General features: G+C 51.6%; 27 protein-coding genes. 14 read left to right on the top strand and 13 right to left on the bottom strand.

The window, feature by feature from the left end; translation table 11 throughout:
* Positions 1-23: 23 nt before the first annotated feature.
* From AC07OI_RS12120 to AC07OI_RS12105, 4 genes are all read right to left on the bottom strand, one after another.
* Complete coding sequence (locus AC07OI_RS12120) at positions 24-467, bottom strand: thioesterase family protein (RefSeq protein WP_492701892.1); 444 nt, start codon at positions 465-467, stop codon at positions 24-26.
* A gap of 98 nt (positions 468-565) precedes the next feature.
* The gene (locus AC07OI_RS12115) at positions 566-937 is read right to left on the bottom strand and encodes a nuclear transport factor 2 family protein (protein ID WP_492701894.1); all 372 of its coding nucleotides are present in this window, start codon (positions 935-937) and stop codon (positions 566-568) included.
* A gap of 18 nt (positions 938-955) precedes the next feature.
* On the bottom strand, positions 956-1,564 hold the full coding sequence (locus AC07OI_RS12110) for a transglutaminase-like domain-containing protein (RefSeq protein ID WP_495257396.1): 609 nt from the start codon (positions 1,562-1,564) through the stop codon (positions 956-958).
* A gap of 32 nt (positions 1,565-1,596) precedes the next feature.
* Entirely contained in the window at positions 1,597-2,010 is a 414-nt protein-coding gene (locus AC07OI_RS12105; protein ID WP_492701898.1) for a GNAT family N-acetyltransferase, read from the bottom strand.
* A 285-nt stretch (positions 2,011-2,295) separates the two neighbouring features.
* Between AC07OI_RS12105 and AC07OI_RS12100 the strand changes: the two genes are divergently transcribed.
* The 4 genes from AC07OI_RS12100 to AC07OI_RS12085 all read left to right on the top strand — a co-directional run bounded on the left by AC07OI_RS12100 (position 2,296) and on the right by AC07OI_RS12085 (position 5,999).
* The gene (locus AC07OI_RS12100; RefSeq protein ID WP_495257395.1) at positions 2,296-3,753 is read left to right on the top strand and encodes a serine hydrolase; all 1,458 of its coding nucleotides are present in this window, start codon (positions 2,296-2,298) and stop codon (positions 3,751-3,753) included.
* 235 nt (positions 3,754-3,988) lie between these two features.
* A complete protein-coding gene (gene corA, locus AC07OI_RS12095; RefSeq protein WP_162043097.1) occupies positions 3,989-4,957 on the top strand; it encodes a magnesium/cobalt transporter CorA in 969 nt (322 codons plus the stop codon).
* Between the two features lie 131 nt (positions 4,958-5,088).
* Positions 5,089-5,484 (top strand): VOC family protein, encoded by a 396-nt coding sequence (locus AC07OI_RS12090; RefSeq protein WP_495257394.1) that lies wholly within the window; start codon positions 5,089-5,091, stop codon positions 5,482-5,484.
* A 104-nt stretch (positions 5,485-5,588) separates the two neighbouring features.
* Entirely contained in the window at positions 5,589-5,999 is a 411-nt protein-coding gene (locus tag AC07OI_RS12085) for a VOC family protein (protein WP_492701905.1), read from the top strand.
* A 3-nt stretch (positions 6,000-6,002) separates the two neighbouring features.
* Here AC07OI_RS12085 and AC07OI_RS12080 read toward each other — a convergent pair whose 3' ends face one another.
* Both AC07OI_RS12080 and AC07OI_RS12075 read right to left on the bottom strand, forming a co-directional pair.
* A complete protein-coding gene (locus tag AC07OI_RS12080; RefSeq protein WP_495257393.1) occupies positions 6,003-7,166 on the bottom strand; it encodes a DUF4272 domain-containing protein in 1,164 nt (387 codons plus the stop codon).
* Between the two features lie 253 nt (positions 7,167-7,419).
* Positions 7,420-8,565: a M23 family metallopeptidase gene (locus AC07OI_RS12075; protein WP_495257392.1), complete on the bottom strand. Its 1,146-nt coding sequence runs from the start codon at positions 8,563-8,565 to the stop codon at positions 7,420-7,422.
* 171 nt (positions 8,566-8,736) lie between these two features.
* On the opposite strand from AC07OI_RS12075, the gene AC07OI_RS12070 reads away from it, so the two are divergent.
* On the top strand, positions 8,737-9,939 hold the full coding sequence (locus tag AC07OI_RS12070) for a metallopeptidase domain-containing protein (protein WP_495257391.1): 1,203 nt from the start codon (positions 8,737-8,739) through the stop codon (positions 9,937-9,939).
* Positions 9,940-10,013: 74 nt separating this feature from the next.
* Here AC07OI_RS12070 and AC07OI_RS12065 read toward each other — a convergent pair whose 3' ends face one another.
* Positions 10,014-10,523 (bottom strand): hypothetical protein, encoded by a 510-nt coding sequence (locus AC07OI_RS12065; RefSeq protein WP_495257390.1) that lies wholly within the window; start codon positions 10,521-10,523, stop codon positions 10,014-10,016.
* Between the two features lie 265 nt (positions 10,524-10,788).
* Here AC07OI_RS12065 and AC07OI_RS12060 point away from each other — a divergent pair, with 265 nt between their 5' ends.
* Both AC07OI_RS12060 and AC07OI_RS12055 read left to right on the top strand, forming a co-directional pair.
* The gene (locus AC07OI_RS12060; RefSeq protein WP_492701915.1) at positions 10,789-11,805 is read left to right on the top strand and encodes an SPFH domain-containing protein; all 1,017 of its coding nucleotides are present in this window, start codon (positions 10,789-10,791) and stop codon (positions 11,803-11,805) included.
* A gap of 13 nt (positions 11,806-11,818) precedes the next feature.
* Positions 11,819-12,796, top strand: coding sequence for a diacylglycerol kinase catalytic domain-containing protein (locus AC07OI_RS12055; RefSeq protein WP_495257389.1), 978 nt, complete (start codon positions 11,819-11,821; stop codon positions 12,794-12,796).
* A gap of 25 nt (positions 12,797-12,821) precedes the next feature.
* Here the strand turns inward: AC07OI_RS12055 and AC07OI_RS12050 are convergent, their stop codons facing one another.
* A complete protein-coding gene (locus AC07OI_RS12050; RefSeq protein WP_492701919.1) occupies positions 12,822-13,526 on the bottom strand; it encodes a hypothetical protein in 705 nt (234 codons plus the stop codon).
* Positions 13,527-13,719: 193 nt separating this feature from the next.
* On the opposite strand from AC07OI_RS12050, the gene AC07OI_RS12045 reads away from it, so the two are divergent.
* The 3 genes from AC07OI_RS12045 (at position 13,720) to AC07OI_RS12035 (ending at position 16,068) form a co-directional block, all read left to right on the top strand.
* Positions 13,720-14,658, top strand: coding sequence for an ADP-ribosylglycohydrolase family protein (locus tag AC07OI_RS12045; protein WP_495257388.1), 939 nt, complete (start codon positions 13,720-13,722; stop codon positions 14,656-14,658).
* The gene (locus AC07OI_RS12040; RefSeq protein ID WP_492701923.1) at positions 14,655-15,113 is read left to right on the top strand and encodes a macro domain-containing protein; all 459 of its coding nucleotides are present in this window, start codon (positions 14,655-14,657) and stop codon (positions 15,111-15,113) included. The genes AC07OI_RS12045 and AC07OI_RS12040 overlap by 4 nt, the downstream gene beginning before the upstream one ends.
* Positions 15,114-15,180: 67 nt before the next feature.
* Positions 15,181-16,068: an ADP-ribosylglycohydrolase family protein gene (locus AC07OI_RS12035; protein ID WP_495257387.1), complete on the top strand. Its 888-nt coding sequence runs from the start codon at positions 15,181-15,183 to the stop codon at positions 16,066-16,068.
* 233 nt (positions 16,069-16,301) lie between these two features.
* Here the strand turns inward: AC07OI_RS12035 and AC07OI_RS12030 are convergent, their stop codons facing one another.
* The 3 genes from AC07OI_RS12030 to polA all read right to left on the bottom strand — a co-directional run bounded on the left by AC07OI_RS12030 (position 16,302) and on the right by polA (position 20,064).
* The gene (locus tag AC07OI_RS12030) at positions 16,302-16,709 is read right to left on the bottom strand and encodes a hypothetical protein (protein ID WP_492701927.1); all 408 of its coding nucleotides are present in this window, start codon (positions 16,707-16,709) and stop codon (positions 16,302-16,304) included.
* 172 nt (positions 16,710-16,881) lie between these two features.
* On the bottom strand, positions 16,882-17,157 hold the full coding sequence (locus AC07OI_RS12025) for a hypothetical protein (RefSeq protein ID WP_492701929.1): 276 nt from the start codon (positions 17,155-17,157) through the stop codon (positions 16,882-16,884).
* A gap of 120 nt (positions 17,158-17,277) precedes the next feature.
* Positions 17,278-20,064, bottom strand: coding sequence for a DNA polymerase I (gene polA, locus AC07OI_RS12020; RefSeq protein ID WP_495257386.1), 2,787 nt, complete (start codon positions 20,062-20,064; stop codon positions 17,278-17,280).
* On the opposite strand from polA, the gene AC07OI_RS12015 reads away from it, so the two are divergent.
* Complete coding sequence (locus tag AC07OI_RS12015; RefSeq protein WP_492701933.1) at positions 20,065-20,802, top strand: LOG family protein; 738 nt, start codon at positions 20,065-20,067, stop codon at positions 20,800-20,802.
* Positions 20,803-20,975: 173 nt separating this feature from the next.
* Here AC07OI_RS12015 and AC07OI_RS12010 read toward each other — a convergent pair whose 3' ends face one another.
* A complete protein-coding gene (locus AC07OI_RS12010) occupies positions 20,976-21,740 on the bottom strand; it encodes a hypothetical protein (protein ID WP_495257385.1) in 765 nt (254 codons plus the stop codon).
* Positions 21,741-21,986: 246 nt separating this feature from the next.
* Here AC07OI_RS12010 and AC07OI_RS12005 point away from each other — a divergent pair, with 246 nt between their 5' ends.
* Together AC07OI_RS12005 and AC07OI_RS12000 are read left to right on the top strand one after the other, a co-directional pair.
* Positions 21,987-22,520, top strand: a complete 534-nt coding sequence (locus AC07OI_RS12005; protein WP_492701937.1) for a GNAT family N-acetyltransferase — start codon at positions 21,987-21,989, stop codon at positions 22,518-22,520.
* Between the two features lie 8 nt (positions 22,521-22,528).
* Positions 22,529-23,287 carry a hypothetical protein gene (locus tag AC07OI_RS12000; RefSeq protein WP_495257384.1) on the top strand — a complete coding sequence of 253 codons (759 nt, stop codon included), beginning with the start codon at positions 22,529-22,531 and terminating at the stop codon, positions 23,285-23,287.
* 7 nt (positions 23,288-23,294) lie between these two features.
* On the opposite strand, the gene AC07OI_RS11995 is transcribed toward AC07OI_RS12000, so the two are convergent.
* Entirely contained in the window at positions 23,295-23,627 is a 333-nt protein-coding gene (locus tag AC07OI_RS11995) for a carboxymuconolactone decarboxylase family protein (RefSeq protein ID WP_495257383.1), read from the bottom strand.
* Positions 23,628-23,768: 141 nt separating this feature from the next.
* On the opposite strand from AC07OI_RS11995, the gene AC07OI_RS11990 reads away from it, so the two are divergent.
* Complete coding sequence (locus AC07OI_RS11990) at positions 23,769-24,191, top strand: hypothetical protein (protein WP_495257382.1); 423 nt, start codon at positions 23,769-23,771, stop codon at positions 24,189-24,191.
* Positions 24,192-24,241 lie beyond the last annotated feature (50 nt).

Below are 24,241 nucleotides of genomic sequence, written 5' to 3'. Positions count from 1 at the left end.
GGCAAGACACCAGCTATCCCTCATCAATCGAGAAAATTCACACGTGCAAACTTGGCCCTGAAATCTTCCGGCATTTCGACCACGCGCCCGGCACGGTAATCAAAAAATACAAAGCCTGATTTCGCCATGGCGATAGCAGTCTGGTCGGCAGGCCTGGTAATGCGGAAAGTAATGTCACCACCGTATTTATTAAAGTCCATGACACCCACTTCAAACAATAACTGGTCACGTGCATGGGCTTCGGCCCTGTAAGTGGTTGCCAGGTCAGTGACAATGATGCCGCTGCCACCAGCGGCAGTTTCGCGTATGCCAAAGTCGTACAGGAAACGCGCCCGCGCTTCAGAAATCATCGAGATCATGGAATCATTACCCAGATGGTTTGCACCATTGATGTCGGTCACGCGCACCGTCAACTGAGTAGAGAAATAGTATTGATCTTCTGGGAAATGCAGTTGCAGGCGAGCCATGATAGGGAGTAAGACTGGGAAAGCCTCATTTTACCGCGAAGACCGGTACATACCTGCAAATGCTGACTATAACTGGCAGCCGCGATATAAATCTGATATCAATCCAGTATCTTGGCCCCCAAAGCCACTGAAGCACTTTGTATCAAGCCATTTTTTATTTCATAGATGGCAATCATTTCCATACGGCCTGTGCCTTCCGGGAAAGTGCGTGTGACTTCTTCATGGTCGATGACGATGTGGCCTATCACCTCGCGGCGCATGAGCCTGGCATGCAGGTTGGGCTCGGCAAAGCGCGCCGCCATGCGCGGGCGGATTTCAGTATGGCCTGTCGCCAGCAACTTGCCCGGGAATTCAAACTGCTGTGCATCGACAGCATAGGTCTTGAGTATGGCGTCAACGTCGCGTGCATTATAGGCGTCGAGCTGGGCCTGGACTACGGCTTCAGGGGTAGAGTGAACAGTAGCTGTCATGGTTTGGGTCAATTCCTTTCAGAGCAAATGAGTCAGGTGGGCGGGTGCCGAGTCTGCACTCAAATCACCATCAGGTAAATTGTTAATCACGGCTTCTACTGTGGGCTGGTTCAGCAGGGATGCCAGCACGGCAGCATGCGGTTCTGCCCAGATACCGGCAAAGTCTTGCTCGCCAGCGGTTTTAATGGCAAAGGCCAGTTGTTCTTGTGGCGGACAAAATTCTGCATCCACACCAGGTTTATTGCCGCGCGGATCAAGCCTGTACCAGCCATGCTCAGGCAAATAGACTGCGTTCAGGCCATGCAGGCAAAACGGCGGTTCTGTGCCTATGGTCAGGCGTTGATAGCACAAACCAGCAGGGATACCGTTTGCCCTCAGCAAGGCGGCCAGCAAATGGCTTTTGGCATAACAATAACCGGTGCCATGTGCCAGCACATCGGATGCCTTGCAGGTTACCGGATTCTGGCGATAATCCCAGCTATGCTTGATCTGGTCACGCACGAAATGAAAACAGCGTCGCGCCACCTCGGCCTGGTCACCACCGGCGGCTGCCAGTTGCTGTGCCTTTGCCAGGACGGAGGGATGCTGCCAGTCTATATAGGTGGTACTTGCCAGGAATTCGTCCATGCGTGCTTCCGTCAATTGAGTGTCAAATTAAATCAGATTTTATAAGCCATGCCTACCGAGGCAGGGGCCGTATGTTTAAAACCGAATTGCGCATACAGGTCTTGCGCAGGACCATCGGCAATGAGGCTGACATACGCCGACTCTGGCGCATTTTGCCGCAGGTAGTGCGTGATCTCTCGCATGATCATCTTGCCCAGGCCCTTGCCCTGATGTTCTGGCAAAACCGCAATATCGACGACATGATATGAAGTACCACCGTCACCAACGACACGACCCATGCCTACCACTGTTTCACCCTGCATGATTTGCACGGCAAACAGGCTGGCTGGCAAGCCACGCGCTGCTGCTTCTGCCGTCTTGGTGCTTAAACCAGAGGCCTGGCGCAAATGACAGTAAGTAGCGACGTCGGGAATGGCGGCTACCGCCTGGTAGATATTTGTATTCATGCTGCTCTTCACATTAGTTTTTACACTGGCTTTTTACACTTCAGCGAGCACAGAAATTTATCACAGTTAGACAAGCGATGTGCAAGGCATGTGGATAACCCGGCAGCAAGCTGCTTTAGTCGCTCAAAAACTGTTTTCACTCCGCTCATTTGGGCTTTGGTCGTAATCGGGCTGCCTGTGTCTGTTAATTTTTTTATAGTGATCTCTGTCGCATCCGCATCAGCAATTCCATTACCGCCTGCACAAGCTGTGCTGTGCGTCGATCAACTTTATTTGAGAGCTCATATGTATCACTATCCTGCGCGCGCCCTGCTCATATTCACGCTCGGTTGCCTGGCCCAGACGGCGCATGCGGCACCACCATTGACGGACGCTGAAATTCTGGCCCTGATGAAGCAACGCATTGACATCGATAAAAAGGGGGTGGGCATGGTGGTGGGTGTGCTTGACAGCAAAGGCAGCAGAATCATCAGCCATGGCTATGCCAATCTGGCGCAACAGCGGCCAGTAGATGGCGACAGCCTGTTTGAGATTGGCTCCATCACCAAGGTATTTACCGGCCTGGCCCTGGTGGACATGGCAGACAAAGGTGAAGTCAGCCTGCAAGACCCCATCGCAAAATATTTACCGGAAAATGTGAACGTCCCCAGGCGCGGTGAGCGGCAAATCACGCTGGCAGATTTATCCGTGCATAGGTCGGGTTTGCCGAGAGTGCCGCCCGATATGGTGCGCAACGGGCAGGAAAGCCCATACGCTGCGTTCACCAGCGACAAGCTGTATCAATTTTTGTCCAGCTATCAATTGCCGCGTGACATAGGTTCAAAAAATGAATATTCCAATCTGGGTGTGGGCTTGCTAGGCCATGTACTCAGCCTGCGCGCAGGCAGCAGCTATGAAGAGCTGATCAAACAGCGCATCACTACACCTCTGGGCATGCGCAGTACAGGCATTACTCTTGATACGGAAATGAAAAAGCATCTGGCAACTGGCTATACCATCAAGACCCAGACAACACCTGTCGCCGTTCCCAACTGGGACCTGGGTTCTTTGGAAGGTGCCGGTGCACTGCGTTCGTCTGCGCGCGACATGTTGATGTTCCTGGCAGCAAACATGGGCAAGACGGATTTGCCCTTGCAACGCAGTATCGCGAAGATGCAAGAACCCTTTGAGGCGGGTAATCCCATCCTGCTGGCCTGGGGCAGGCACAATAAAAAATATGGCAGCATGATACTCACGCATGGTGGCAAGACCGCTGGCTACAATACGTATATTGGCTTCGACAAGCAGGCGGGCGTAGGGGTAGTCGTTTTATCGAATACCGACACCAGCGTGGCCGATATAGGCAACAAGATCATCAACAGCGATTATCCCCTGGTACTGCACGCGCCACCCGCCAGTCTGGTGCAAACCCTGGAGCAGCAGGGCTATGCGCAACTGCAATCTGAATACCAGAAACTGAATGCCACGGATACGACATTCAGTTTATCAGAAGAGGTGTTGAATGCCTGGGGCTATGCCCTGCTTGAAGCAAACCGCACACAGCCTGCCACAGAAGTATTCAAGCTGGCCGTGCAACTCTATCCTGACAGTGCCAACACCTATGACAGTCTGGCCGAGTCTTATGAAAAACTGGGTAAGGCTGATCTGGCAATACAAAATTACCAGTTGTCACTGAAACGTAATCCAAACAACCAGAACGCGGTCAAGCGTCTGGCAGCACTTGCAATAAATAGTAAGCAATAGCAGCCAGTAACAGCTAATGGCAGCAAATAGCGAAACAGCCATCGTATGGTGCAATATCATGCGCCATACGAAATACAAATCCCCTCTCTGCATCCAAAATTAAACAAAAGATAAGTAAAAGATAAGCAAATCACTGCAAAAACAGCAAATAAAGTCTCCCATCAATCCGCCCATAGACATAAAACAGGTTTACAATCCAGCCAAACCAAAGACTTTGCTTTTCCGGAATTTGCCTATGATTAATGTCTTCGTCTTGCACAATGGCCGCCTGAGCCAGATCAATGTGGAAAACCGCGCTGATCTCGAAAATACCCTGCCTATCTGGGTCGACCTGACTGACCCCAATGAAGAAGAGCGTGAATGGGTAAAGAGTATCTATGGCGTGACGCTGCCTGGGGAAGACGAGGTCAAGGATATTGAAGCATCAGCCCGTTATTACGAAGCCGATAATGGTGACCTGCACCTGCGCACCGATTTTCTGATCGACGATGATGATGAACCGGCACGTACGGTGACGGTGGCCTTTATTCTCGCGCGCGATATTTTATTCTCTGTCCATACCATCGATTTGCCGGTTTTCCGCCTGGTGCGCATGCGTGCCCGTTCTCGTCCCGGTTCGATTGCTGATTACAAGGATGTACTGCTGGACCTGTATGCGACAGATGCCGAATATTCAGCCGACGCACTCGAAGGTATTTATCAAAACCTGGAAGACGTCAGCCGCAGCGTGCTGCAAAAAAACTTCAGCGATCAGGATGCCGCCGCTGCGCTGAACTCGATCGCCGTAGAAGAAGATTTGAATGGCCGCATACGCCGCAACATGATGGACACCCGCCGCGCTGTTAGCTTTTTGATGCGTGGCCGTTTGCTCAATGCTGACCAGTTTGAAGAAGCGCGCCAGATTTTGCGTGATATAGAATCACTCGATGGCCATACTTCATTTTTGTTCGACAAGATCAACTTCCTGATGGATGCGACCGTCGGTTTCATTAACATCAACCAGAATAAGATCATCAAGATTTTCTCGGTCGCCAGCGTGGCCTTCTTGCCTCCTACCCTCATCGCCAGTATCTATGGCATGAACTTCAAGGGCTGGTTCCCTGAACTGGACTGGCAGCTGGGTTACCCGTTTGCACTGGCGCTGATGCTGGCATCGGCGATTACGCCGTTCTGGTACTTCCGCCGCCGCGGCTGGCTTAAGTAATCAACAAATAGAATAGGACTTACACAAAATTGTTCCAACAAGGCGTAGCGACGAAGACAGTACTTTAGTACGGCTAGGAGCTGCAACGCAGTTGGGGCGGTTTTGCGTAAGTCCTGTAGAAAGTAAAACATATGCCTGCCATAGCCCTTGGTCATTACAACCTGCGCGGTGATTGTGCCACACTGGAAAAGCTCAGGGATTTTTACATCCATTATGTGGGGCTGACAGAAGGCCCTCGCCCGCTGAAGAGCTTTGGCTTTTGGTTATATGCCGGTAGCCGTGATGTCTTGCACCTGTCTGAAAACCGCCCTGGTGAAACCCGCCAGACAGAATTAAAAACCGGCTTTGACCATGTCGCCTTTGCCTGTACGGATTTGCCGACCATGCTGGCAAGATTGCAGGCTGGTGGCATCGTTTATCGCCATGCTACAGTCGAAGCTTCAGCCGGTTTTGCGACCCAGCATCAGGTTTTTTTCAGTGATCCTGAAGGCAATGGCATAGAGCTTAATTTCTCTGAAGGTGCTTGAGTAATCTTCTGCGCTCGCCCGGGCAACGCACCCTACCTGGCACCAGCACAATCCCACAAAGAAGTTTAAGATAAGAAAATTATCACTTCCAAATCATCTACATCATGTTCAAGATACGCGAAATCGATCATCTGGTGCTCAGGGTAAAAGACCTGGACAGCATGCTGCATTTTTATTGTGATGTACTGGGTTGTCCTGTTGAACGCAGGCAGGAAGAAATTGGCTTGACACAGTTGCGGGCAGGCAGGTCGCTGATAGACCTGATCACGGTAACGGGCAAGCTGGGTCGCATGGGCGGTGCTGCGCCTGGCAAGGAAGGCCACAATCTTGACCACCTGTGCCTGCGCGTAGAGCCTTTCGATCTCGCCAGCATACAGGCCCATCTGCAAATCCATGGTGTGACCGTTGGTGAAGTCGGGCAGCGTTATGGGGCCGAGGGCGAAGGCTTATCAATCTACATCAGCGACCCGGAAGGCAACGTAGTGGAATTGAAGGGCCCGCCGGATAGTGCATAAAGATCAGGTCGGCGTATCGACCTCATCCCAGGCTGCATTCTCAAAATTCACCAGCCAGTTCAGGGCATAGTGTCTTTCGTAAATGACACCAGCATCCAGGTTCAGCGGTAGCGTGCCCTCTTTCATCCTGGTTTGGCGCACCAGCCAGTGCAGACGGTAATGCAGGTCGAGGGCATCCAGTATCTGGCTGGCAGTGCGTGTTTTTGCCTTGGCCATCTCACCTTCAAAATCCAGGTTCATCATGGTGCGCGCTGTCAGCGGCACATCGCAAATGGCATCTGCAAAGGGTAACTCATCCTGCAAGCCCAGCACCCATTCGAGCACGTACAGGGATTCATATCGCCAGGCGAATTGCGGCAGGATATCTTCTGCAGGTTCATCCGTCTCCAGGAATTCACGCTCGTTTGGTGTCAGCCATGCATGCACTTGCGGAAAACGTTCAGTCAATTCGTGAGCTGGAATGGGCTGGTGTGTCGCCACTGATTCTGCCCGCAAGGCAACGATGTATAAGGCCAGCGCCCGCCCCAGTATCTCGGTTGCGGGGCGCAATTGTAGTTCAGTCTCGCTGACCAGAGGCGGCAGGTGCGATGGCAGTTGTATGCCCATTTCTGCCAGCAAAGTATCCGTGCGCGCCTTTCTTTGCCATGCCTGGGCGGGATAAGGAATAGTTGCTCCGGTTTCGATACCGCCATCTGCAGCTGCCAGCAAGACATAGCCGTGAGGGTCACGGATATCACCATCGGGCATGAAGGCAATCGCATTCGCCGCCACTGCCCAGTCAGAAAACGCATCCAGCTGGCTTTCATCTATCCACAAACTGAGATGCTGCTGCACACGCTGGATATGCCGCATGACGTGATAACGCTGATGCGTCATCTGGCCGTCGCCGCGATTCAGTACATAGCCTATAAAACCTTGCAGATGCCCATGCAGTTCCGGATCAGTCAAATCACGTTGGTTATTGCGCTTATGTGGAAAATTCAGCGGTGGCAATTGCGCGCATGTGCAATAGGCATTGACCAGTATGCTGCTGGCATCGTTGGGATCAATTTCTGACGCTACAACTGAACTCGCCGCCGACGCCACTGCACTTGCCGTTACTGTTGCAGGTGTCCGGACATCTGTAGCAGGTTTTCCGGAAATCAAATTCTTTAAAATTTTCAGCATGGTGCAGTCAGAAATTGGGGGGGGTGGATTGCTGAATCAGGGATAGCGTTTGGTGATTTGGCACTACCATCACTCAGCATGAAAGGCGGTAGGATACGAGCAATGTAAAAGCTGCGGGGGTGCTTTTACATGTAGAAACAGAATTGGAAACAAGCAATAGTTAATTGGCCTGGCACCTTGAGCATTTCACGCGGCGCAATACATAGCACTTTACAAAATGCCCCGATACGCACCGCAGTAACTCCTGAATGCATCAAGGCATTTCCAGCATATCCCCGCTATCCACCGGCCCCGCTTCCACTACCAGACTGCGTGCGCCCTGATGTCTGAGATAATGGTGGAATACGGCAGGCAAGCCTTCGGCCTTCAAATCCTTACCGGTGCGCAGTTCATAATGCACATGGGGATTATTGGAGCTGCCGGAGTTACCGATTTTAGCCACGGCCTGCCCGCGTACCAGTTTGTCACCAGTTTTCACCAGCAGGCTGGCTTTTTGCAAATGGCCAAGCAGACTGTATTCACCATTGCCATGATCAATGACAAGGTAATTGCCGTAAAAATTCATGGGTGATTTTTTCACGCTCTCGGGTTTGAAATAATTTTCCCCGCCACGGATATTATCTGGCGTCAGGTCACTGGCATCCACTACGACACCGTCGCCTGTAGCATACAGGCTTTGCCCCCAGGCATACCAGTCTTCATTCCTGGTACCGTCGCCGCGGTAGGCATCAAAACCAGTATTGGTAGGATTGATATCAAGGCTATAGCGCATGAAATTTTGCGTAATGCCCAAATCCCTGGCGACTGGGTGTTCTGTGTTCAAGCGACGGTGATGGGCATAATAATCATGGCCGTCATGAATCAGCAAGCGGCCTTTTACAGGCAGGGCCAACTCTGTTTTACTGACATACAGCCTGGGCTCTACAGTGATGCTGGCCGTGGTTTCTGGTGCTTCTTGCGGGATGCTGAGACTGAATTTATAAGTCAGTTTATGCAAATCCAGATCAGGCCTAAAGTTGTGAAAAGGATTGAAAACCAAAATCTTCGCACCCGCAGCGACCACCCGCCCCGGAACGGTATCTATGCTGGGCGCAAAGCCATTGCTGTCGATAAAGCGGCGCAAGATGGGCTGGCCGTTGCTGTCAAAGGCAGTAATTTCTATGCTGTCTATACCCAACGGTGTACCACCCTGGTTTTCCACCAGGAAATCAAAATTCAGGCTTTGCGCGTGCTCGCCTGCTTCTATCCATAATTGCTGAGGCTGGGCCGTGATCCTGACCGGGCCTGCAGGTTTTGGATGACTGTGCTGCCAGCCAGTATAGGCAAAATAAGCAAGCGCTACGGCGGCGGCAGTGGCGATGACGGCAATAAGCAGGATGGCGGCTTTTCTTCTGGACATGATTTTCCCTTGCTGAATAAGCGCAAACTATAAACCTGGACTATGCACCTTTCCAGCTGCATGCGACAGATTGCACGATATGGGGAGCAGAATGCTTGCCGTACAAGAATTTCAGCATGGCTGATATGTGAGAAATTCTGCTGTTACGATACCAGCACTTGCTTATATCTGATGGCAGTCAGCATATTCTTGCGCTACCATCTCGACATGAAAAATTTGACTCTGCAATTCATTCTGCGATCCAGGCTGGTATTCGCCGCGACCATTCTGGCATGCTCATGCACGCTGGCAGCAACATCAAAAGACCCGCTCGCCCTTTGCCGTCTGCCTGAAATGGGCATCAGGAATGATGTAGGCCTGGGCTTTCCACGTATCGCACACCGCCTGCCTGCTTTGGGTGAAGTCAAGATCACCGTGCTGTTTGTTGATTTCAGCGATGTTCCGGCCACAACGACGCCGCAGCAAGTGATGTCCATCATCTCGCCGCAGGCAGAGAATTACTTTGCGGCCATGTCTTATGGCAAACTGCGCATGCATTTCCTGCCCAGTTATCAGTGGTTACGCATGAGTAAAAGCTCAGTTGATTATCACTTTGGGCGCGGCGCTTCATTTGAAACCCACCGCAGCTATATGCAAGAAGCTGTCACACGGGCGGGCAAGGCGATTGATTACAGCCATACAGATGCCGTACTGGTCATCGCCAACCCGGCAGTCAAAGCCATAGACTGGGGCCCGGCATTTACGGCAGCACCTGGTTTTGGCATACAGGCAGGTGGGCACGAAATACTGAATGGCGCGACGTCAGGTAGTGATCTGACTATATTGGGGTGGCCGTGGTTTGCGCATGAATTTGGCCATGCCATGTCCCTGGTTGATCTGGCCGGACCACTGCCTGGCACACAAGAATGGCATACCTATGTTGGCGACTTCAGCGTCATGGGCAATCCTGCTGGCAAGGCGCGAGAGTTGCTGGGCTGGGAAAGATGGCAACTGGGCTGGCTGGATGACAAGCAGGTCTTGTGCGCAGATGGCCGGCAACTACAAGCCAGGCTGACACCGATAGAACGCCGCAGCGCAGGTGACAGCAAAATCATCGTCATCCCGACCGGCAAGACCACCGCCACCATCATAGAAAGCCGCCGTGCCGAAGCTTATGACAGTGGCATACCCGAATCTGGCCCTCTGGTATACACCGTAGACACTCGTCTGAGTTCGCACCATGGTGCCATACGCATACAACCTGTCAATGACAAGGATGCCCGACACCTGCAAGCCCCCATGAAACCCGGCCAAACCATGCGCGTTGGCAAAACCAGCATCCAGTTCCTTGGCAGCGATGCGCATGGCGATCTTGTGCGGGTAGAGACGGAATAAAAAAATGGCCAGCTAATTGATCAATTAAGCTAAAGGCAGGAGAAGATATACAAAAGCGAGTGAGTAATCTTCTGCTATGTAATACTCTTCTCATTCATGTCATACAACAGCTCCTCAGCATGATCACAAAAATACTGAGTCAGGTATTCCAGCCTGTCCAGATCACCGGAAAGTGTATGTGCTTTTTGTTCTGTTGCAAGATATAAGGCATCGGCGTCATCTGGATCTTTTTTGTAGGCCGCCATTTGCATGCGCAACGATTCAGATTCGGCGCTCAAACCGACTTCATCAAAGCATTGCAGCAAGATTTCAAATTCTGCATCCCCAATGTTCGCAAATGCCCCCCATCCATCGAACTGACATGCGCTCTCCCAGTTGAACAAGCGACTCAGCACAACATAAGCATGGGGAACTTCATTTTCTGGAATCTCAGAAAGTTCAAGTAGTGATGACAGCGTACCAAAACCATCCAGTATGGTTGGTCCGTGATCTATAGTCCAAAAATCCAGGGGGGCTTTACACCCCAAATCTTGGACCACTTTTGCCAGTATGGGTTTTAAGACCGCCGGTATTTTATTTTCCATCACTAAGTCACCATCAAATAATCACCGTCAAATTAGCTGACTGGATTTTACCAGCTTCAGCATTGTGGACTATGTCCAAAAAAAATTGAAAACAGCAGGTTTCAACAATTGCCAAATCATCTTAGTTAAAATTTAAAACTAACTTAGTTGCAATTTATATTTAAGTAGACTATCCTATATTCAAGCAGAGAAAAAATTACGTCAAAATCAAAATAAACGAGCCAAAAACACCTCCGCGCACCTGAAAACAAGAAAAGGAAAAACCATGTTCAGCATCAAATTCATCAAATTCCAGCCAACTACCTACGTGCTGCAATTCAAGAACGGCCACGTCAGGCGCGAGGGTGCGGGGCTGGCTTTCTTTTACTATGCCCCTACTACCTCCATGCTGGCGATACCCATGGCGAGTACGGATACACCGTTTATCTTTGAAGAGAACACGGCTGATTTCCAGACTGTCACCGTACAGGGTCAAGTCACCTACCGCATCAGTGATCCGCAAAAAGTAGGTGCCTTGCTCAATTTCGCCATCAACCCAGTGACACAGCAATATATCTCTGATGACCCGCAAAAGCTCTCGCAGCGCATCGTCAATCTCGTTAAGGTGTTGACCCGCAAAGGCTTGCAAAGCCTGGCTTTGCGCGACGCCCTGAAAGCGGCTGATACACTGGGTTCTGCGGTGACCATGGCGGTACGCGACAGCAAGGAATTGCAGGCGCTGGGGGTAGAGTTGCTAGGCTTGAGTTTTCTAGCACTCAAACCCACGCCAGAAGCAGCCAAGGCTTTGGAAGCGCAGGCGCGCGAGCAAATCCTCAAATGCGCGGACGATGCTATCTATGAACGCCGCAATGCTGCCGTTGAACAAGAGCGCCGCATACGCGAGAATGAATTGAATACCGAAATCGCCGTTGAAAGCAAAAAACGCCAGATACGCGAAACCCAGATGGAAGCCGAAAAAAGCATACAACAGAAAGAAAACGAACTTAAACTCGCCCAGGTACAAGCCAGGATAGCGGAAGAAACCCAGCAAACCACACTCGTCAAGCTGTCCACAGAAAACGCCAGGGCAGAAGCCGACAGCCGCGCCTATGCTGCACAAACCCTGATGAATGCCTATAGCGGTGTAGACCCCAAAGTCTTGCAGGCGCTGTCCATGGGCAATATGCAATCCGGCCAGTTGATCGCCCTCGCCTTCCAGGAACTGGCAGAAAAAGCAGGCTCCATAGGCCAGCTGAATATCACGCCAGACTTGTTGCGTGAATTGATCAACCAGCCTGGGTAAGCCAGGAGATAATATGAGCAGCATCAACAGTGGAACAACGCGCCTGACAGAAAACAAGATCATCCTGGTCACCCGCAAGACCCGGCTGGAAGAACTGATCGTCAAGTACAACACCGTCGGCCAGGCGCGCTTTTATATAGAACATCTGGGCGGTGACTTTACCGCCTACCAGGCTGAGCATGACAATTACATGGCTCGCGTCAGCGCCGCAGAAAACAGCCTGTTGCGCCTGGCGCGTTTGCAAAAGATAGAACGCAGCTTCTTGCCGAACATGATCTTTGGCCGCGACGATATCATCATCGCCCTGGGGCAGGACGGCCTGGTCGTCAACACCATGAAGTACCTCGATGGTCAGCGCCTGATTGGCGTCAACCCTGACGTGCAACGCTGGGACGGCATGCTGCTACCCTTCCAGGTCATGGACTTGCCCAGTATCGTCCCCGAGGTGCTGCAACAGCGCCGCCCCGTGCGCGAAGTGACCATGGCCATGGCAAGGCTGAATAACGGCCAGACCATGCTGGGCGTGAATGACATCTTCATCGGCCCCAAATCCCATATCTCGGCCAGCTACACCATACAACTGCACAACCACCAGGAGCAACAATCATCGAGCGGCATCATCATCTCCACCGGGATGGGCTCCACAGGCTGGATGAAGAGCATACTGACAGGCGCAGCCGCCCTGCAAGAGCAGATTATTGATCCACGTCTGATGACATATAACATCGCTGCGGAACCACTGACATGCGCCACAGACTGGGATGCCCGCGAGCTGATGTTCGCCGTGCGTGAACCCTTCCCCAGCAAGACTTCATCTGCAACTTTAGTCCGCGGCCAGATCCAGGCAGACAGCAAGCTGCAAGTCACATCCCTGATGCCTGAGCATGGCGTCATCTTCAGTGATGGCATAGAAGCGGATTACCTGGAATTTAATGCGGGCCTGACGGCAGAGATAGGCATTGCAGACAGGCGTGGGTATCTGGTGGTGTAGAAGTGCAGGGTGTGCCGTGCGCACTTTACAAAATTTGTGCAGATTTCTGCAGCGCACTTAGCGCCAATTGATTCTTGGTCAGCTTCATTAATTCATCCGAAGGTTCTTCATCAGACATCATTTCAAACATGGCTTTCAGGTTACCGAACAAAGCGGCAATGGTAAAAATCGGCCCCCAAGGTATCCCCCACCAACCAATGAAAAAACTGACCAGCAAGCCACCACGGTTCTCTTTTCTGCCGCAAGGAACACAACAAAGGCGTGTTTTGGTCTCCTGGTTGCTCATGAATATGATGGAAGTTGCTATGTATGAATAACGCACCTCTACAGGAGTCGCCATACTGCTGCAGACCGGACAAGCGCCGGAACGAATTTTCCTCGCAGCCTGCAATATCGTTGCATCGGCAAGATCAACAGCAGCCTCGCTGATCCTTGCGTCCTGCAAGCATTGATGAGAGCAAAAACGCTGGCCCTGGTTGAGTAAAAAATTAATCTTTGCAGAGTCACCGCAAAAATCGCAGTTTGTCGTCCCTCTAGCTACCCTGTATTGGGCTTTTTGTATTTGCTTGCTGACCCTGTCTATTTCAGTCACAGAAATGCCTCGCGCCACAAGAATGTCCCTGACCGCTTCTTTAGCGTTATCGACCAGATCATCACCAGAAAGCTTGACCAGAAGCTCTTCAGATGCAAGCTCGGAAAACTGTTCTAAAAAAAATTCTTTTGGGTACATGGCGTCAGTAAATGTGAAATAGAAAGGCTGCAAGCGAAGCGAATAAATTTGCGTTTCAGGCCGCGATTATAACTTGCGACTCCTTTTATCCAAAATAAAACTAAGATAGTTGCAATTAAAAACTAACAAGTTTATTATCTATTGACCGCGCTATGCAACTCAAGCTTTGCGCGTGCAAACAATGGAATAAATCATGGACATCACATTAGAACAACGCTATCTCGGCGCACTGGCTGGCCTGGCCTGCGGTGATGCTGTCGGCACCACGGTAGAATTCTCGGCCCGTGGCAGCTTTATGCCAGTCACCGACATGACAGGCAAAGGCCCTTTTGGCTTGCTGCCTGGCGAATGGACAGACGACACCTCGATGGCACTATGCCTGGCAGAAAGCCTGCTGACGAAAGACGGCTTCGATGCCAAAGACCAGATGGGGCGTTACCTGAACTGGTGGAAATGGGGCTACCTGAGCTCCACCGGCATCTGCTTTGACATCGGCAATACCGTGCGTGCTGCCTTGTCACGCTATGCCGGTAGCGGTGAGCCCTACTGCGGCTTAGAAGACCCCAGCACGGCAGGCAACGGATCACTGATGCGGCTTGCCCCGGTCGTGATATTTGCTTACCCGGATATACCAGCGGCCATCCACTACGCCGGCGAAAGCTCACGCACCACCCATGCCGCACCAGAAGCTATACAAAGCTGCCAGTTGCTGGCGGCGATACTGTGCAAGCTGTTTACAGGCTGTGCCAAGTCTGACTTGTTTGCAGAGCTGCCATTCACACCGACCGAGCCAAAAATCATAGCTATCAGCAAGGCTGATTTCATCAATAAAGATAGTTCGCAAATACGCGGCAGCGGCTATTCAGTCGAGTCCCTTGAGGCATCGTTGTGGTGCTTCATGCACACCGACAGCTTTGAAAGCGCCATCCTCACCGCCACCAACCTGGGTGACGATGCCGACACCACTGCCGCCATCACCGGGCAAATTGCCGGAGCCTATTACGGCGTGGAAGGCATACCTGCAAAATGGCTGGAACGCCTCGCCATGCGTGAAGAGATATTGCGTATGGCACGGGAGTTGTATCAGCGGTTTGCTAGCAGGGAAATTTCGCAAGCGAAAGAGTCTGTATGAAAGAATGCACAGGAGATTTATTGGCACTCGCCTTGCAAGGCGAGTTTGATGTCATCGTTCATGGTTGCAATTGTTTTTGTAACATGGGTGCTGGCATCGCCAAGAGTATCAAAAAGCAATTCCCTGAAGCCTATGCAGCAGACCAGTCCACTCTGCCCGCCGACCATGCAAAGCTTGGAACGTATAGCCAGGCACATATACAAAGAGGAGACAAGCAATTTGTCCTCCTCAACGCCTATACTCAATTCGACTGGCGCGGCCAAGGTGTGAAGGCTGACTATGCAGCAATACGCAAAGCATTTGCCGCAATACGTAAAGAATTTGACGGCTTGCGCATAGCTTATCCATTGATAGGTGCTGGTCTCGCTGGCGGTGACTGGGGGAAAATTGCGGCCATTATTGATGAAGAACTGGATGGCATGGATCATACGCTGGTGCGGTTTGATGCTCTTTGAAACCCGGGTGCGGAGCAGGATGGCCATGTTGATGCGATGCGAGCTATAACGATTCGAAGGAGAGACTGTGCCCGCTTCAACATCTGATGCAATTGCAGGCTGCCTGATGGGCGGCGCAGTCGGCGATGCCATGGGCTTGCCGTTTGAAGGTTTGTCACCACGCAGGATAGCGCGTTTGCGTAAGGGGTCACTACAATATCGTTTCTTCTTTTCTCATGGCATGGTCAGTGACGATACTGATCATGCCATCTTTGTCACGCAGGCGCTGATCAAGAGCAAGGGAAATATCGGACTATTCAAAAAAATTCTGGCATGGCGTTTGCGCCTTTGGTTGATATGCCTGCCTGCGGGCGTGGGGTTTGCTACCCTGCGTAGCATTATCAAGTTGTGGCTGGGTTTTACAAATAGCGGAGTCTTTTCGGCTGGCAACGGCCCCAGCATGCGTAGTGCTATGATAGGGGCCATACTCTCAGATAATGCATCAGCACGCCATGCCCATGTACAAGCATCTACCCTGCTTACGCACACTGACCCCAAGGCTTTTATTGGTGCACTGGCAATTGCGGAAATCGCAGCACGATTAGCTAACCTTGAGTGGCAAACCAGGCCACCTCTGGATAAATTGATAAACATGCTCAGCAATTTGTCAGAAGACAGGGAATGGCAAGCAGCTGTTAAAGGCATACAAGAAGCCTGCCTTGCACCAGACCCTGCACTGGCTGCACAACAACATTTTGGAAGCAAGGATGGCATCTCAGGCTACACCATGCACACGGTGCCATTCGCCATCATCACCTGGTATCAAAATTTTGGTAACTATCACGATACGATAGACGCTGTAGTAAATGCGGGTGGAGATGTAGATAGTGTAGCCGCTATTGCCGGTGCGCTGGCAGGAGCCAGTGTCGGGCTATCTGGCATCCCGCAAGAGTGGCGCGATGGCTTGATGGACTAGCCACATAGTCGCCAATACTTACAGGCATTGGTTGAAAGAATGAATAATTCCGATACGAAGGCAGGCCTGGATTTCTCCGCGATGCTATTTCCACGCAATATTATTTTTACGGTGATCGTTTTAATGCACGGGTTACGCCGTTTGCTACCACCGTATTAAGCTACATCGTAGAGTCTTGCTTGAAATACGCAGCAACAGAAGCTCGCCTTTTTAAAAGGTATTTCCAACAGAAACTACCAAGTGAAAATAAACACCTTTACTTCATCATGCAGACAGGTGATATATGAAAGGCCTGCCCGTTCATAGTCATTCATGTCCACCGACTGTAGTCTTTCTGGCGGATAGGCTTTCTTTACATCTTTGGCAAAAATATAGCGGAGCTCTTTTTCGACTGCCTGACCAAACATGACTTGATTATAGGGGCCACTGGTCAACAGCAGTGTACCTGGTAATTGCTCAAGGATGCTTTTCGGGACAGGTGAAAAAGGCCAATACACTTTAGCGCCCGGATAGCTATGCCACTCCATATCTAAAAAAGGGGCTATGACTGCATTCAAATCAAGCTCAAATCCCTTGGTGCAGGTCAGCTCACCATCGTGATGTTCAAAATCTACCGGGACAAGGCAGAGATCAACTCCCATAAACTTCCTTTTCCAATGCATTAATAGTGCGGCTTGAGTTACTTAAATCAGGTAAATCCATCACAATCGCTGCCTACTTCCCAATTGATTTTCGGCATGCCTTGCACGATGAATATAGAAAATGAAGACAGCCTGGGTGCCTGGCTCTACCTATCGGCATCTAAAGGTCATTTTATTTCTTCGAAAATATCTTGCGGATACGTTGTAGCAGCCAAACAATTCCGCCAACAATAAGCACAAGGCCAAGAAGGCCCAGAAAAATAATTTCGCGTAACCACAATAAAAGAAAAGAACCAAGATTGGTAGTCTGTCCGCTAGGGCCAACAAAATTCCAGGACCAATACATTAAAAGTGCCAAAAACAAACAGGCCATCACAAGTTTGACAGCATTCCCAACCTCTTGTTCCTCTTTGCTAATTGGAATATCTTTTTTATCTGTGTCGACCATCTGATAGCTCGCTTGAATTTCTATACTGACTCAAGATTGCCGAGACCTTGCGAGTCGGCGCGCTGAGGTGCCTGTCTGACAAGGTTGTATTCGAGTAGGGATAGAGTGATATTTTGCCCCTCAATGCGCCTCTTCCCAATTCCCGCCCACGCCAACTTCAGCAAGTAAAGGCACATCCAGCTTCGCCACATTCGCCATCAACTCTGGCAATTTTTGTTTGACGAGTTCCAGCTCAGCCTCAGGCACTTCGAGTACCAGTTCATCGTGTACCTGCATGATCATTTTTGATTGCAGCTTGTCTGTCTCCAGCCAGTTTTGCACGGCGATCATGGCGAGTTTGATGAGGTCGGCTGCTGTGCCTTGCATGGGGGCGTTGATCGCTGCGCGTTCAGCGCCGGCGCGGCGCGGGCCATTCGGGGAATTGATTTCGGCCAGCCACAGGCGGCGGCCGAACACGGTTTCTACATAACCGTGGGCTTTGGCCTTGGTGCGGGTGTCGGCCATGTATTGGGCGACGCCTGGGTAGCGCTGGAAGTATTTGTCGATATAGCTTTGTGCTGCGCTACGTTCTATGCCGAGATTGCCTGCCAGGCCAAAGGCGCTCATACCATAGATGAGGCCAAAGTTGATGACCTTGGCGTAGCGGCGTTGTTCACTTGTTACTTCAGTCAGCGGCACGGCAAAAATCTCTGAGGCGGTAGCGCGGTGGATATCTTCGCCATTGGCAAAGGCAGCCAGCAGGCTGGCATCGCCGGAGATGTGGGCCATGATGCGCAATTCGATTTGTGAATAGTCGGCAGAGATGATGACATTGCCCGGCCCTGCGACAAAGGCTTCGCGTATGCGGCGGCCTTCTGCGGTGCGCACGGGGATGTTTTGCAGGTTGGGGTCATTCGATGCCAGGCGGCCAGTGACAGCCACGGCTTGCGCATAATTGGTGTGGACGCGGCCAGTCTCTGCGTTGACCATCTTGGGTAATTTATCGGTGTAAGTCGATTTGAGTTTGGCCAGACCCCGGTATTCAAGCAAGACCTTGGGCAGTGGATAATCCTCGGCCAGTTTTTGCAAGACTTCTTCATCCGTCGATGGTGCACCGGAAGGGGTTTTCTTGACGACGGGCAGACCCAGTTTGCCAAAGAAAATCTCGCCCAGTTGTTTGGGTGAATTCAAATTGAAAGGCTGCTCTGCCAGCTCGTAGGCCTTTTGCTCCAGTTCCAGCAAGCGTATGCCGATTTCATGCGACTGGGTTTCGAGCAGGTCTTTGTTGATGTGTACGCCATTGCGTTCGATCTTTTGCAGGACAACCGAGGTGGGCAGTTCTATGTCGTGATAGACGCGCAGCAGGTTCGCATCCGGCTCTATCTCTGGCCACATGGCGAGATGCAGTTGCAGGGTGATGTCGGCATCTTCTGCTGCATAGGCAGTAGCACGTTCCAAGTCGACCTGGTTGAAGCCTATCTGGCTGGCACCCTTGCCGCAGACTTCTTCAAAGCTGATGGTTTTCTTGCCGAGGTGGCGCATGGCCAGGCTGTCCATGTCATGCGATTTGTGCGATTCAAAAACATAGGATTCAAGCAGGGTGTCATGCGCAATGCCGCGCAGGCTCACACCCTGGTTGGCGAAGATGTGGCTGTCGTATTTGAGGTTCTGGCCAACCTTGGGCTTGCTGTCATCTTCCAGCCAGGCTTTCATCTTGCCCAGCACGACAGCCAGCGACAATTGCTCAGGCGCGCCGGGGTAATTGTGAGCAACGGGGATGTAAGCCGCATGGCCGACTTCGCAACAAAGCGAAATGCCGACCAGTTGCGCCGTCATCGGTTCCAGCGAGGTGGTTTCTGTATCGACGGATGTCAGCTTGGCGGCATTGATGCGGGCCAGCCATTCATCGAGTGCGGCTTCGGTCAGGATGGTTTCATAATTGTGCTGGACTGGTGCTGCCGGGTTGTCAGCGTCTGCCGCATCATCATTGAACAACCCTGCCTGTACAGAATTACCGCCACTGGTCGCGGCTTTGGCGGCAGGAAGCGGCGTGGCACCCGCGGTGGCGTCGCCAGTCAGTTCACGCAACCAGGTCTTGAAGCCCCAGCGGCTGGCAAAGCCGACCAGTTCTGTCTTGTCTTCTTCCTTGGCTACCAGGCTATCCTGTATCGATGTGTAATGCCCGGTCAGGTCACAGTCAGTTTTGACGGTGATCAGTACGCGGCCTTGTGGCAGCCAGTCCAGCGCATTGCGCAGGTTGTCACCCACTACGCCCTTGATCTTGTCAGCATTGGCGATGACGCCATCAAGACTGTCGTATTCTGTCAGCCATTTGACGGCAGTCTTGGGGCCGCATTTGGCAACGCCGGGCACGTTATCGACGGTATCGCCTATCAGGGTCAGGTAATCAATGATGCGGTCGGGCGGTACGCCAAATTTGGCCAGTACGCCGGGCTCGTCGAGCTTTTCATTGCTCATGGTATTGATCAGGGTGACATTGGCATTGACCAGTTGCGCCAGGTCCTTGTCACCGGTAGAAACAATGGTGTTCATGCCCAGCTTGGTGGCCTCTACTGCAAGTGTGCCGATAACGTCATCAGCCTCCACCCCTTCAACCATCAGGATAGGCCAGCCCATGGCCTTGACGGCAATGTGGATGGGTTCAATCTGCAGGCGCAGGTCGTCTGGCATGGAAGGTCGCTGAGCCTTGTACTCGGGATAGAGGTCGTCACGGAAAGTCTTGCCTTTGGCATCAAACACACAGGCAATGTATGCTGCCGGGTAATCAGTACGCAAACGGCGTAACATATTGATCATGCCGTGTATGGCGCCGGTTGGCTCGCCTTGTGCATTACGCAGGTCAGGCAGGGCATGGAAGGCGCGGTACAGATAGCTTGAGCCATCAACTAACAAGAGAGTATTTTGCATATGAACGGAAACAGAAAAGATGTAACGAGGTTGCGCCAGATTATCGATCAGGAAAAAGCAACTTCGCTGAAAGCGCGTGAATCATGGCATATGTTTACGATTATGGCAGAATTTATCGAGTCCACCGAGAGGCTTTCATCAATCCGCCCTGCAGTGACGATTTTTGGGTCTGCCCGTACCAAGGATGACCACCCTGATTATGCCAAATGCGTGGATTTATCGCGCCGTTTGTCGGACGAGGGCTTTGCTGTCATCTCTGGTGGTGGCCCAGGTATCATGGAGGCGGCCAACAAGGGCGCTTTCGAGGGGGCATCGCCCTCAGTCGGCCTGAATATAGAATTGCCACACGAGCAACGTAGTAACCCCTGGCAAAACATCAGTCTGTCCTTCCGTCACTTTTTTGCGCGCAAGGTGGCTTTTGTCAAATATGCCGATGCCTATGTGGTCTTCCCAGGCGGCTTTGGTACTCTGGATGAGGTCAGCGAGGTATTGACACTGATACAAACCGGCAAGACCCGCAACATCCCCGTCATTTTGGTAGGCACCAGTTTCTGGCAGGGTTTGCTGGACTGGATCAGGGTGCAAATGGCAGGCAATGGCATGATCAATCGGGACGACCTTTATCTCGTGCAACTGATTGACGAGCCAGCCAATATCGTCGATGCCATTTTTGCGTTTTATGAGGCCAGGGATATCAATCTGTCTGAGGATGAACGGCAGAAGATGCTGTATTTGTAGGATAAATAGGACTTACGCAAAACCGCCCCAACTACGTTGCAGCTCCTAGCCGTACTAAAGTACTGTCTTCGTCGCTATGCCTTGTTGGGACAATTTTGCGTAAATCCTAATAAATTGGCAGGGTGCGCACGACGCACCCTGCCAGGGTTTTACCGCCCCAAATCACCCAACTTCTATTTGGCTTTCACTGCCCCCTGCTCTGTCTGCGGAAAACTCTGTATCACTTCGCCTTTGTCATCGAGGAAGTTCAGCATGGCCTGGCCTTCTGGCGTCACCATCATCATGATGCGCGCCTTGCCCTTGGCATCTGCCATGATGATGGCTGATGATTTGCCGCGAGTCTTGCCGATGAACATGCGGTTGGTTTGCTGGCCGCCAGCGTCTTTCCACTTCTGCAGCAACGCATCTTTCTCTGGCCCGGCCGGGGCTTTTTCATAGGCCTGGTACAAACCGTCGTAGTCTTTTTGCAGGCCACGGTCATAGATCTTGAGACCAGATTCCATGGTGCCGCCGCTCTCGTAATGACCGAGCGAGAGTTGCTGGTCGCCGCCAAATCTGTCCATCGAGAAATGCATGCCCGCGACAGGCTTGCCCTTATCGTCAAGCTTGCCATCAAAGATAAAGCCGCCATTTTCATCACCCTGAGCATTATAGAAAATCATGCCTGGGCGTTGCGGGCCGCTGCGCTTGCTTTGCTTGCCGTCGGTGACAGGCTCAGGCAGACGCAGGTGATTGGCGATGACCATCTCATGTTTACCTTCAGGCGTGACGATGTTGATGCGCTCTACATCGATTTCTGAAAATTTGCCACGGTTTTCAGTATTGACTGCAGCAGTAAGCAACATGACGCCCAGCCCTGCCCCGGCGATGGTCAACACCTGTTTAAGCAAGCGGTTTTGGCATGTCAATTGTGTGATGAGTTCTTGTTGCTGGGTCATGCTGTCTCCTTTGGTATGTTGAATATTGATGCGACTGTCTTAGTGAATTGTTGCAGCGCCCGTGCATAGTAAAAGTCCTGGGCATAGCAAGACCAGTTAGCTGCGACTAGTGGAAAGATGCGGGTATTGAATGGCAGATAAGAACGATGAACGGGGCAGCAGACTTAAGTCTGTACAGGCGAATCTGGCTTGCAGGTACAATATCGCCATGCCAGTAACACAGACCACGCAGCACACATCAATATCATGCTCTTTCACCTGATCAGCATCCCATCTGAAGATTTGCGTGCTCTGGCTGCCTCTGCCCTGCCAGACATGCATGGCTATAGCTGTGCCGTGGATGCGCTGCCACCGCACTTTGTTGCCTCCCGGGCGCTGGAACAAATGGCAGCCGGTGTACCTGTCTACTGGTGCAGCACCTTTTATATAGTCGAGACGACAAACCGGCACATCGCCGGCAGTTGCGGTTTCAAGCATGCACCCAGGGATGGCATGGTGGAGATAGGTTATGGCATTTCACCCGAATGCAGAAAACGGGGCGCTGCCACAGCCGCCGTGCAGGCTTTACTGCAACTGGCCTTTGAGGGTGGTGCCACGCAAGTGATGGCTCAAGTCAATCCAGATAATCTGGCATCAACCACGGTCGTGCAAAAGCTGGGCTTCGTTAATACTGGCAGTTATGCTGACGAGGCGCAGGAGACGCTGGTGCGATGGTGTTTCAACCGGGATATGCGTGCTGAGGCATTGGCTAACTCTCATGAGCGGAGACACGGGCAATGATACGCGTAATGCTTTTATTCATCAGTGCATTGGGCAGCCTGTTATTCGGCGCGGCATTTGTGCTGTCTTATATCAATCCCGTGATGGTGGAAAACGCGGCACGCGAAGTCGTGCGCATGGAAGTGGAAAAGCGCGTTAATGAAAAACTGCATACCCTGCAAGACAGTAACATCATGGGACTGGCAAACCGTATTGCCAGCCGCCAGAATGCCGAGATAGAAGACATCAAACAACAACTCGCTGCAGGTCTGCCCGCAAAAATCGCTGGCATAGTGGCAGAGATGGGCAGGCTTGACTGCCCGTGCCGCCAGAAGATAGAGAAATCCATTACGACAGGACTGGAAGAGCGCAGCCTGAGACTGGCAAAACTGAATGACAAATTGAACGACCTGATACGCAGCAAGTACATGGAAGTGGCACAAGCCCTGACGAGAGAATTCCGTATCTTTAGCGCTGCCAATGCCATGGTATTTATCCTGCTTGCAGCCACTGTCAGCTTGCGGCCGCGCGCCAGCGTGCAATTATTGTTGCCCGCTTCAGTACTGCTCGGTGCTGCCGCTATCACTGCCTTTTTCTACCTGTTTAAACAGGATTGGTTGCACACCATTGTTTTCGCTGACTATGTGGGTCTGGCTTATTTTTCCTATCTGGCGTTGGCGATGGCCTGTCTGGCTGATGTCGCATTCAACAAGGCAAGGATATGCAGCGCAATAATCAACGGTGCAGCGCAAGTTGTGGGGGCGTCATTCCATGTATTGCCTTGTTGAATCAGGTTCAGGCAGTCTCATCAAATAAACGCAAGGCCAGCAAGCCATGTCCAACGGCAGCACCTGCACGCAGGGCAGCGGCGATGAAGGCGGTTTCGGCAATTTCTTCCCGCGTTGCCCCTGCTCTGACTGCATTCTTGCTGTGCGTGTCTATGCAATAGGCGCACTGGGTAGTCAGGGCAACAGCAATGGAAATCAGCTCGCGGTATTTTTCCGGGATGGCACCATCTGCTCTTTCTGCCGTGGTCTTGAGTGCCAGAAAGGCCTGAGCTTCTTTAGGGGCGAGGCTGATAAGGTCTTTGGCCTTGGCCAGGTCTTGCGGGTTTTGGTAAGTGCTCATATTGATTCCTTTCAGGGGGCTGGTTGATATCTGCTTGTATGACAAGAGTGCGCAGCGAGCTAAAAGGGTTCATTTAATTATGCATTTCCTGGAAAATATATCAGGAAGATATAATTTCCAGGCTGCGGGATAGAGGCAATCATGAGGGCCAGGTCTTACAATGTGCCAGACCCTGACATGGCAATTATCCTGGTGATACTGGGTGTGTTCTATCTTTTGGGCGGCATTGCCTTACTGCAAAAGAAAATGTTTACAAACCAGGTGGCTGCGCGATATTTGCTGATCTATGCCTTGCTGGTATTTCCATTGACCTTGGCAATCCCGCTGTTGACGATCTATAGCGAAAATATGAAGGTGCCACATACCCGTTATTTTTTTGGTGACTTCTATGCTTATGGGCCGATGATATTGGCGCTGGTCTTTGCGGTGAATTTAAGGGAAGCCGACAAGGTTCAATTCAAGCCTTACTATATGAAGGTATTTAAACTTTCCGGGCTGGCCGCCTTGTTTGTCGTCTTTTTGGTGCTGCATGAAGTGGTATATGTTATGGCGCACATGGTTTGAGTGACATGGTAGCCCCTGCTGCTCAATGAGGGCATTCCATATCGGCCTGC

Source organism: Undibacterium sp. GW821-FHT07F11 (assembly GCF_059418665.1).
Note: the sequence above shows the minus strand (reverse complement) of the source record. Positions and strands in the feature narration are given on the sequence as shown.

Bases quoted from the DNA above. Each gene is read 5' to 3' on its own strand.
- AC07OI_RS12120 (WP_492701892.1), bottom strand. From the start codon at position 467: ATGGCTCGCCTGCAACTGCATTTCCCAGAAGATCAATACTATTTCTCT.
- AC07OI_RS12115 (WP_492701894.1), bottom strand. From the start codon at position 937: ATGACAGCTACTGTTCACTCTACCCCTGAAGCCGTAGTCCAGGCCCAG.
- AC07OI_RS12110 (WP_495257396.1), bottom strand. From the start codon at position 1,564: ATGGACGAATTCCTGGCAAGTACCACCTATATAGACTGGCAGCATCCC.
- AC07OI_RS12105 (WP_492701898.1), bottom strand. From the start codon at position 2,010: ATGAATACAAATATCTACCAGGCGGTAGCCGCCATTCCCGACGTCGCT.
- AC07OI_RS12100 (WP_495257395.1), top strand. From the start codon at position 2,296: ATGTATCACTATCCTGCGCGCGCCCTGCTCATATTCACGCTCGGTTGC.
- corA (WP_162043097.1), top strand. From the start codon at position 3,989: ATGATTAATGTCTTCGTCTTGCACAATGGCCGCCTGAGCCAGATCAAT.
- AC07OI_RS12090 (WP_495257394.1), top strand. From the start codon at position 5,089: ATGCCTGCCATAGCCCTTGGTCATTACAACCTGCGCGGTGATTGTGCC.
- AC07OI_RS12085 (WP_492701905.1), top strand. From the start codon at position 5,589: ATGTTCAAGATACGCGAAATCGATCATCTGGTGCTCAGGGTAAAAGAC.
- AC07OI_RS12080 (WP_495257393.1), bottom strand. From the start codon at position 7,166: ATGCTGAAAATTTTAAAGAATTTGATTTCCGGAAAACCTGCTACAGAT.
- AC07OI_RS12075 (WP_495257392.1), bottom strand. From the start codon at position 8,565: ATGTCCAGAAGAAAAGCCGCCATCCTGCTTATTGCCGTCATCGCCACT.
- AC07OI_RS12070 (WP_495257391.1), top strand. From the start codon at position 8,737: ATGGCAGTCAGCATATTCTTGCGCTACCATCTCGACATGAAAAATTTG.
- AC07OI_RS12065 (WP_495257390.1), bottom strand. From the start codon at position 10,523: ATGGAAAATAAAATACCGGCGGTCTTAAAACCCATACTGGCAAAAGTG.
- AC07OI_RS12060 (WP_492701915.1), top strand. From the start codon at position 10,789: ATGTTCAGCATCAAATTCATCAAATTCCAGCCAACTACCTACGTGCTG.
- AC07OI_RS12055 (WP_495257389.1), top strand. From the start codon at position 11,819: ATGAGCAGCATCAACAGTGGAACAACGCGCCTGACAGAAAACAAGATC.
- AC07OI_RS12050 (WP_492701919.1), bottom strand. From the start codon at position 13,526: ATGTACCCAAAAGAATTTTTTTTAGAACAGTTTTCCGAGCTTGCATCT.
- AC07OI_RS12045 (WP_495257388.1), top strand. From the start codon at position 13,720: ATGGACATCACATTAGAACAACGCTATCTCGGCGCACTGGCTGGCCTG.
- AC07OI_RS12040 (WP_492701923.1), top strand. From the start codon at position 14,655: ATGAAAGAATGCACAGGAGATTTATTGGCACTCGCCTTGCAAGGCGAG.
- AC07OI_RS12030 (WP_492701927.1), bottom strand. From the start codon at position 16,709: ATGGGAGTTGATCTCTGCCTTGTCCCGGTAGATTTTGAACATCACGAT.
- AC07OI_RS12025 (WP_492701929.1), bottom strand. From the start codon at position 17,157: ATGGTCGACACAGATAAAAAAGATATTCCAATTAGCAAAGAGGAACAA.
- polA (WP_495257386.1), bottom strand. From the start codon at position 20,064: ATGCAAAATACTCTCTTGTTAGTTGATGGCTCAAGCTATCTGTACCGC.
- AC07OI_RS12015 (WP_492701933.1), top strand. From the start codon at position 20,065: ATGAACGGAAACAGAAAAGATGTAACGAGGTTGCGCCAGATTATCGAT.
- AC07OI_RS12010 (WP_495257385.1), bottom strand. From the start codon at position 21,740: ATGACCCAGCAACAAGAACTCATCACACAATTGACATGCCAAAACCGC.
- AC07OI_RS12005 (WP_492701937.1), top strand. From the start codon at position 21,987: ATGCTCTTTCACCTGATCAGCATCCCATCTGAAGATTTGCGTGCTCTG.
- AC07OI_RS12000 (WP_495257384.1), top strand. From the start codon at position 22,529: ATGCTTTTATTCATCAGTGCATTGGGCAGCCTGTTATTCGGCGCGGCA.
- AC07OI_RS11995 (WP_495257383.1), bottom strand. From the start codon at position 23,627: ATGAGCACTTACCAAAACCCGCAAGACCTGGCCAAGGCCAAAGACCTT.
- AC07OI_RS11990 (WP_495257382.1), top strand. From the start codon at position 23,769: ATGAGGGCCAGGTCTTACAATGTGCCAGACCCTGACATGGCAATTATC.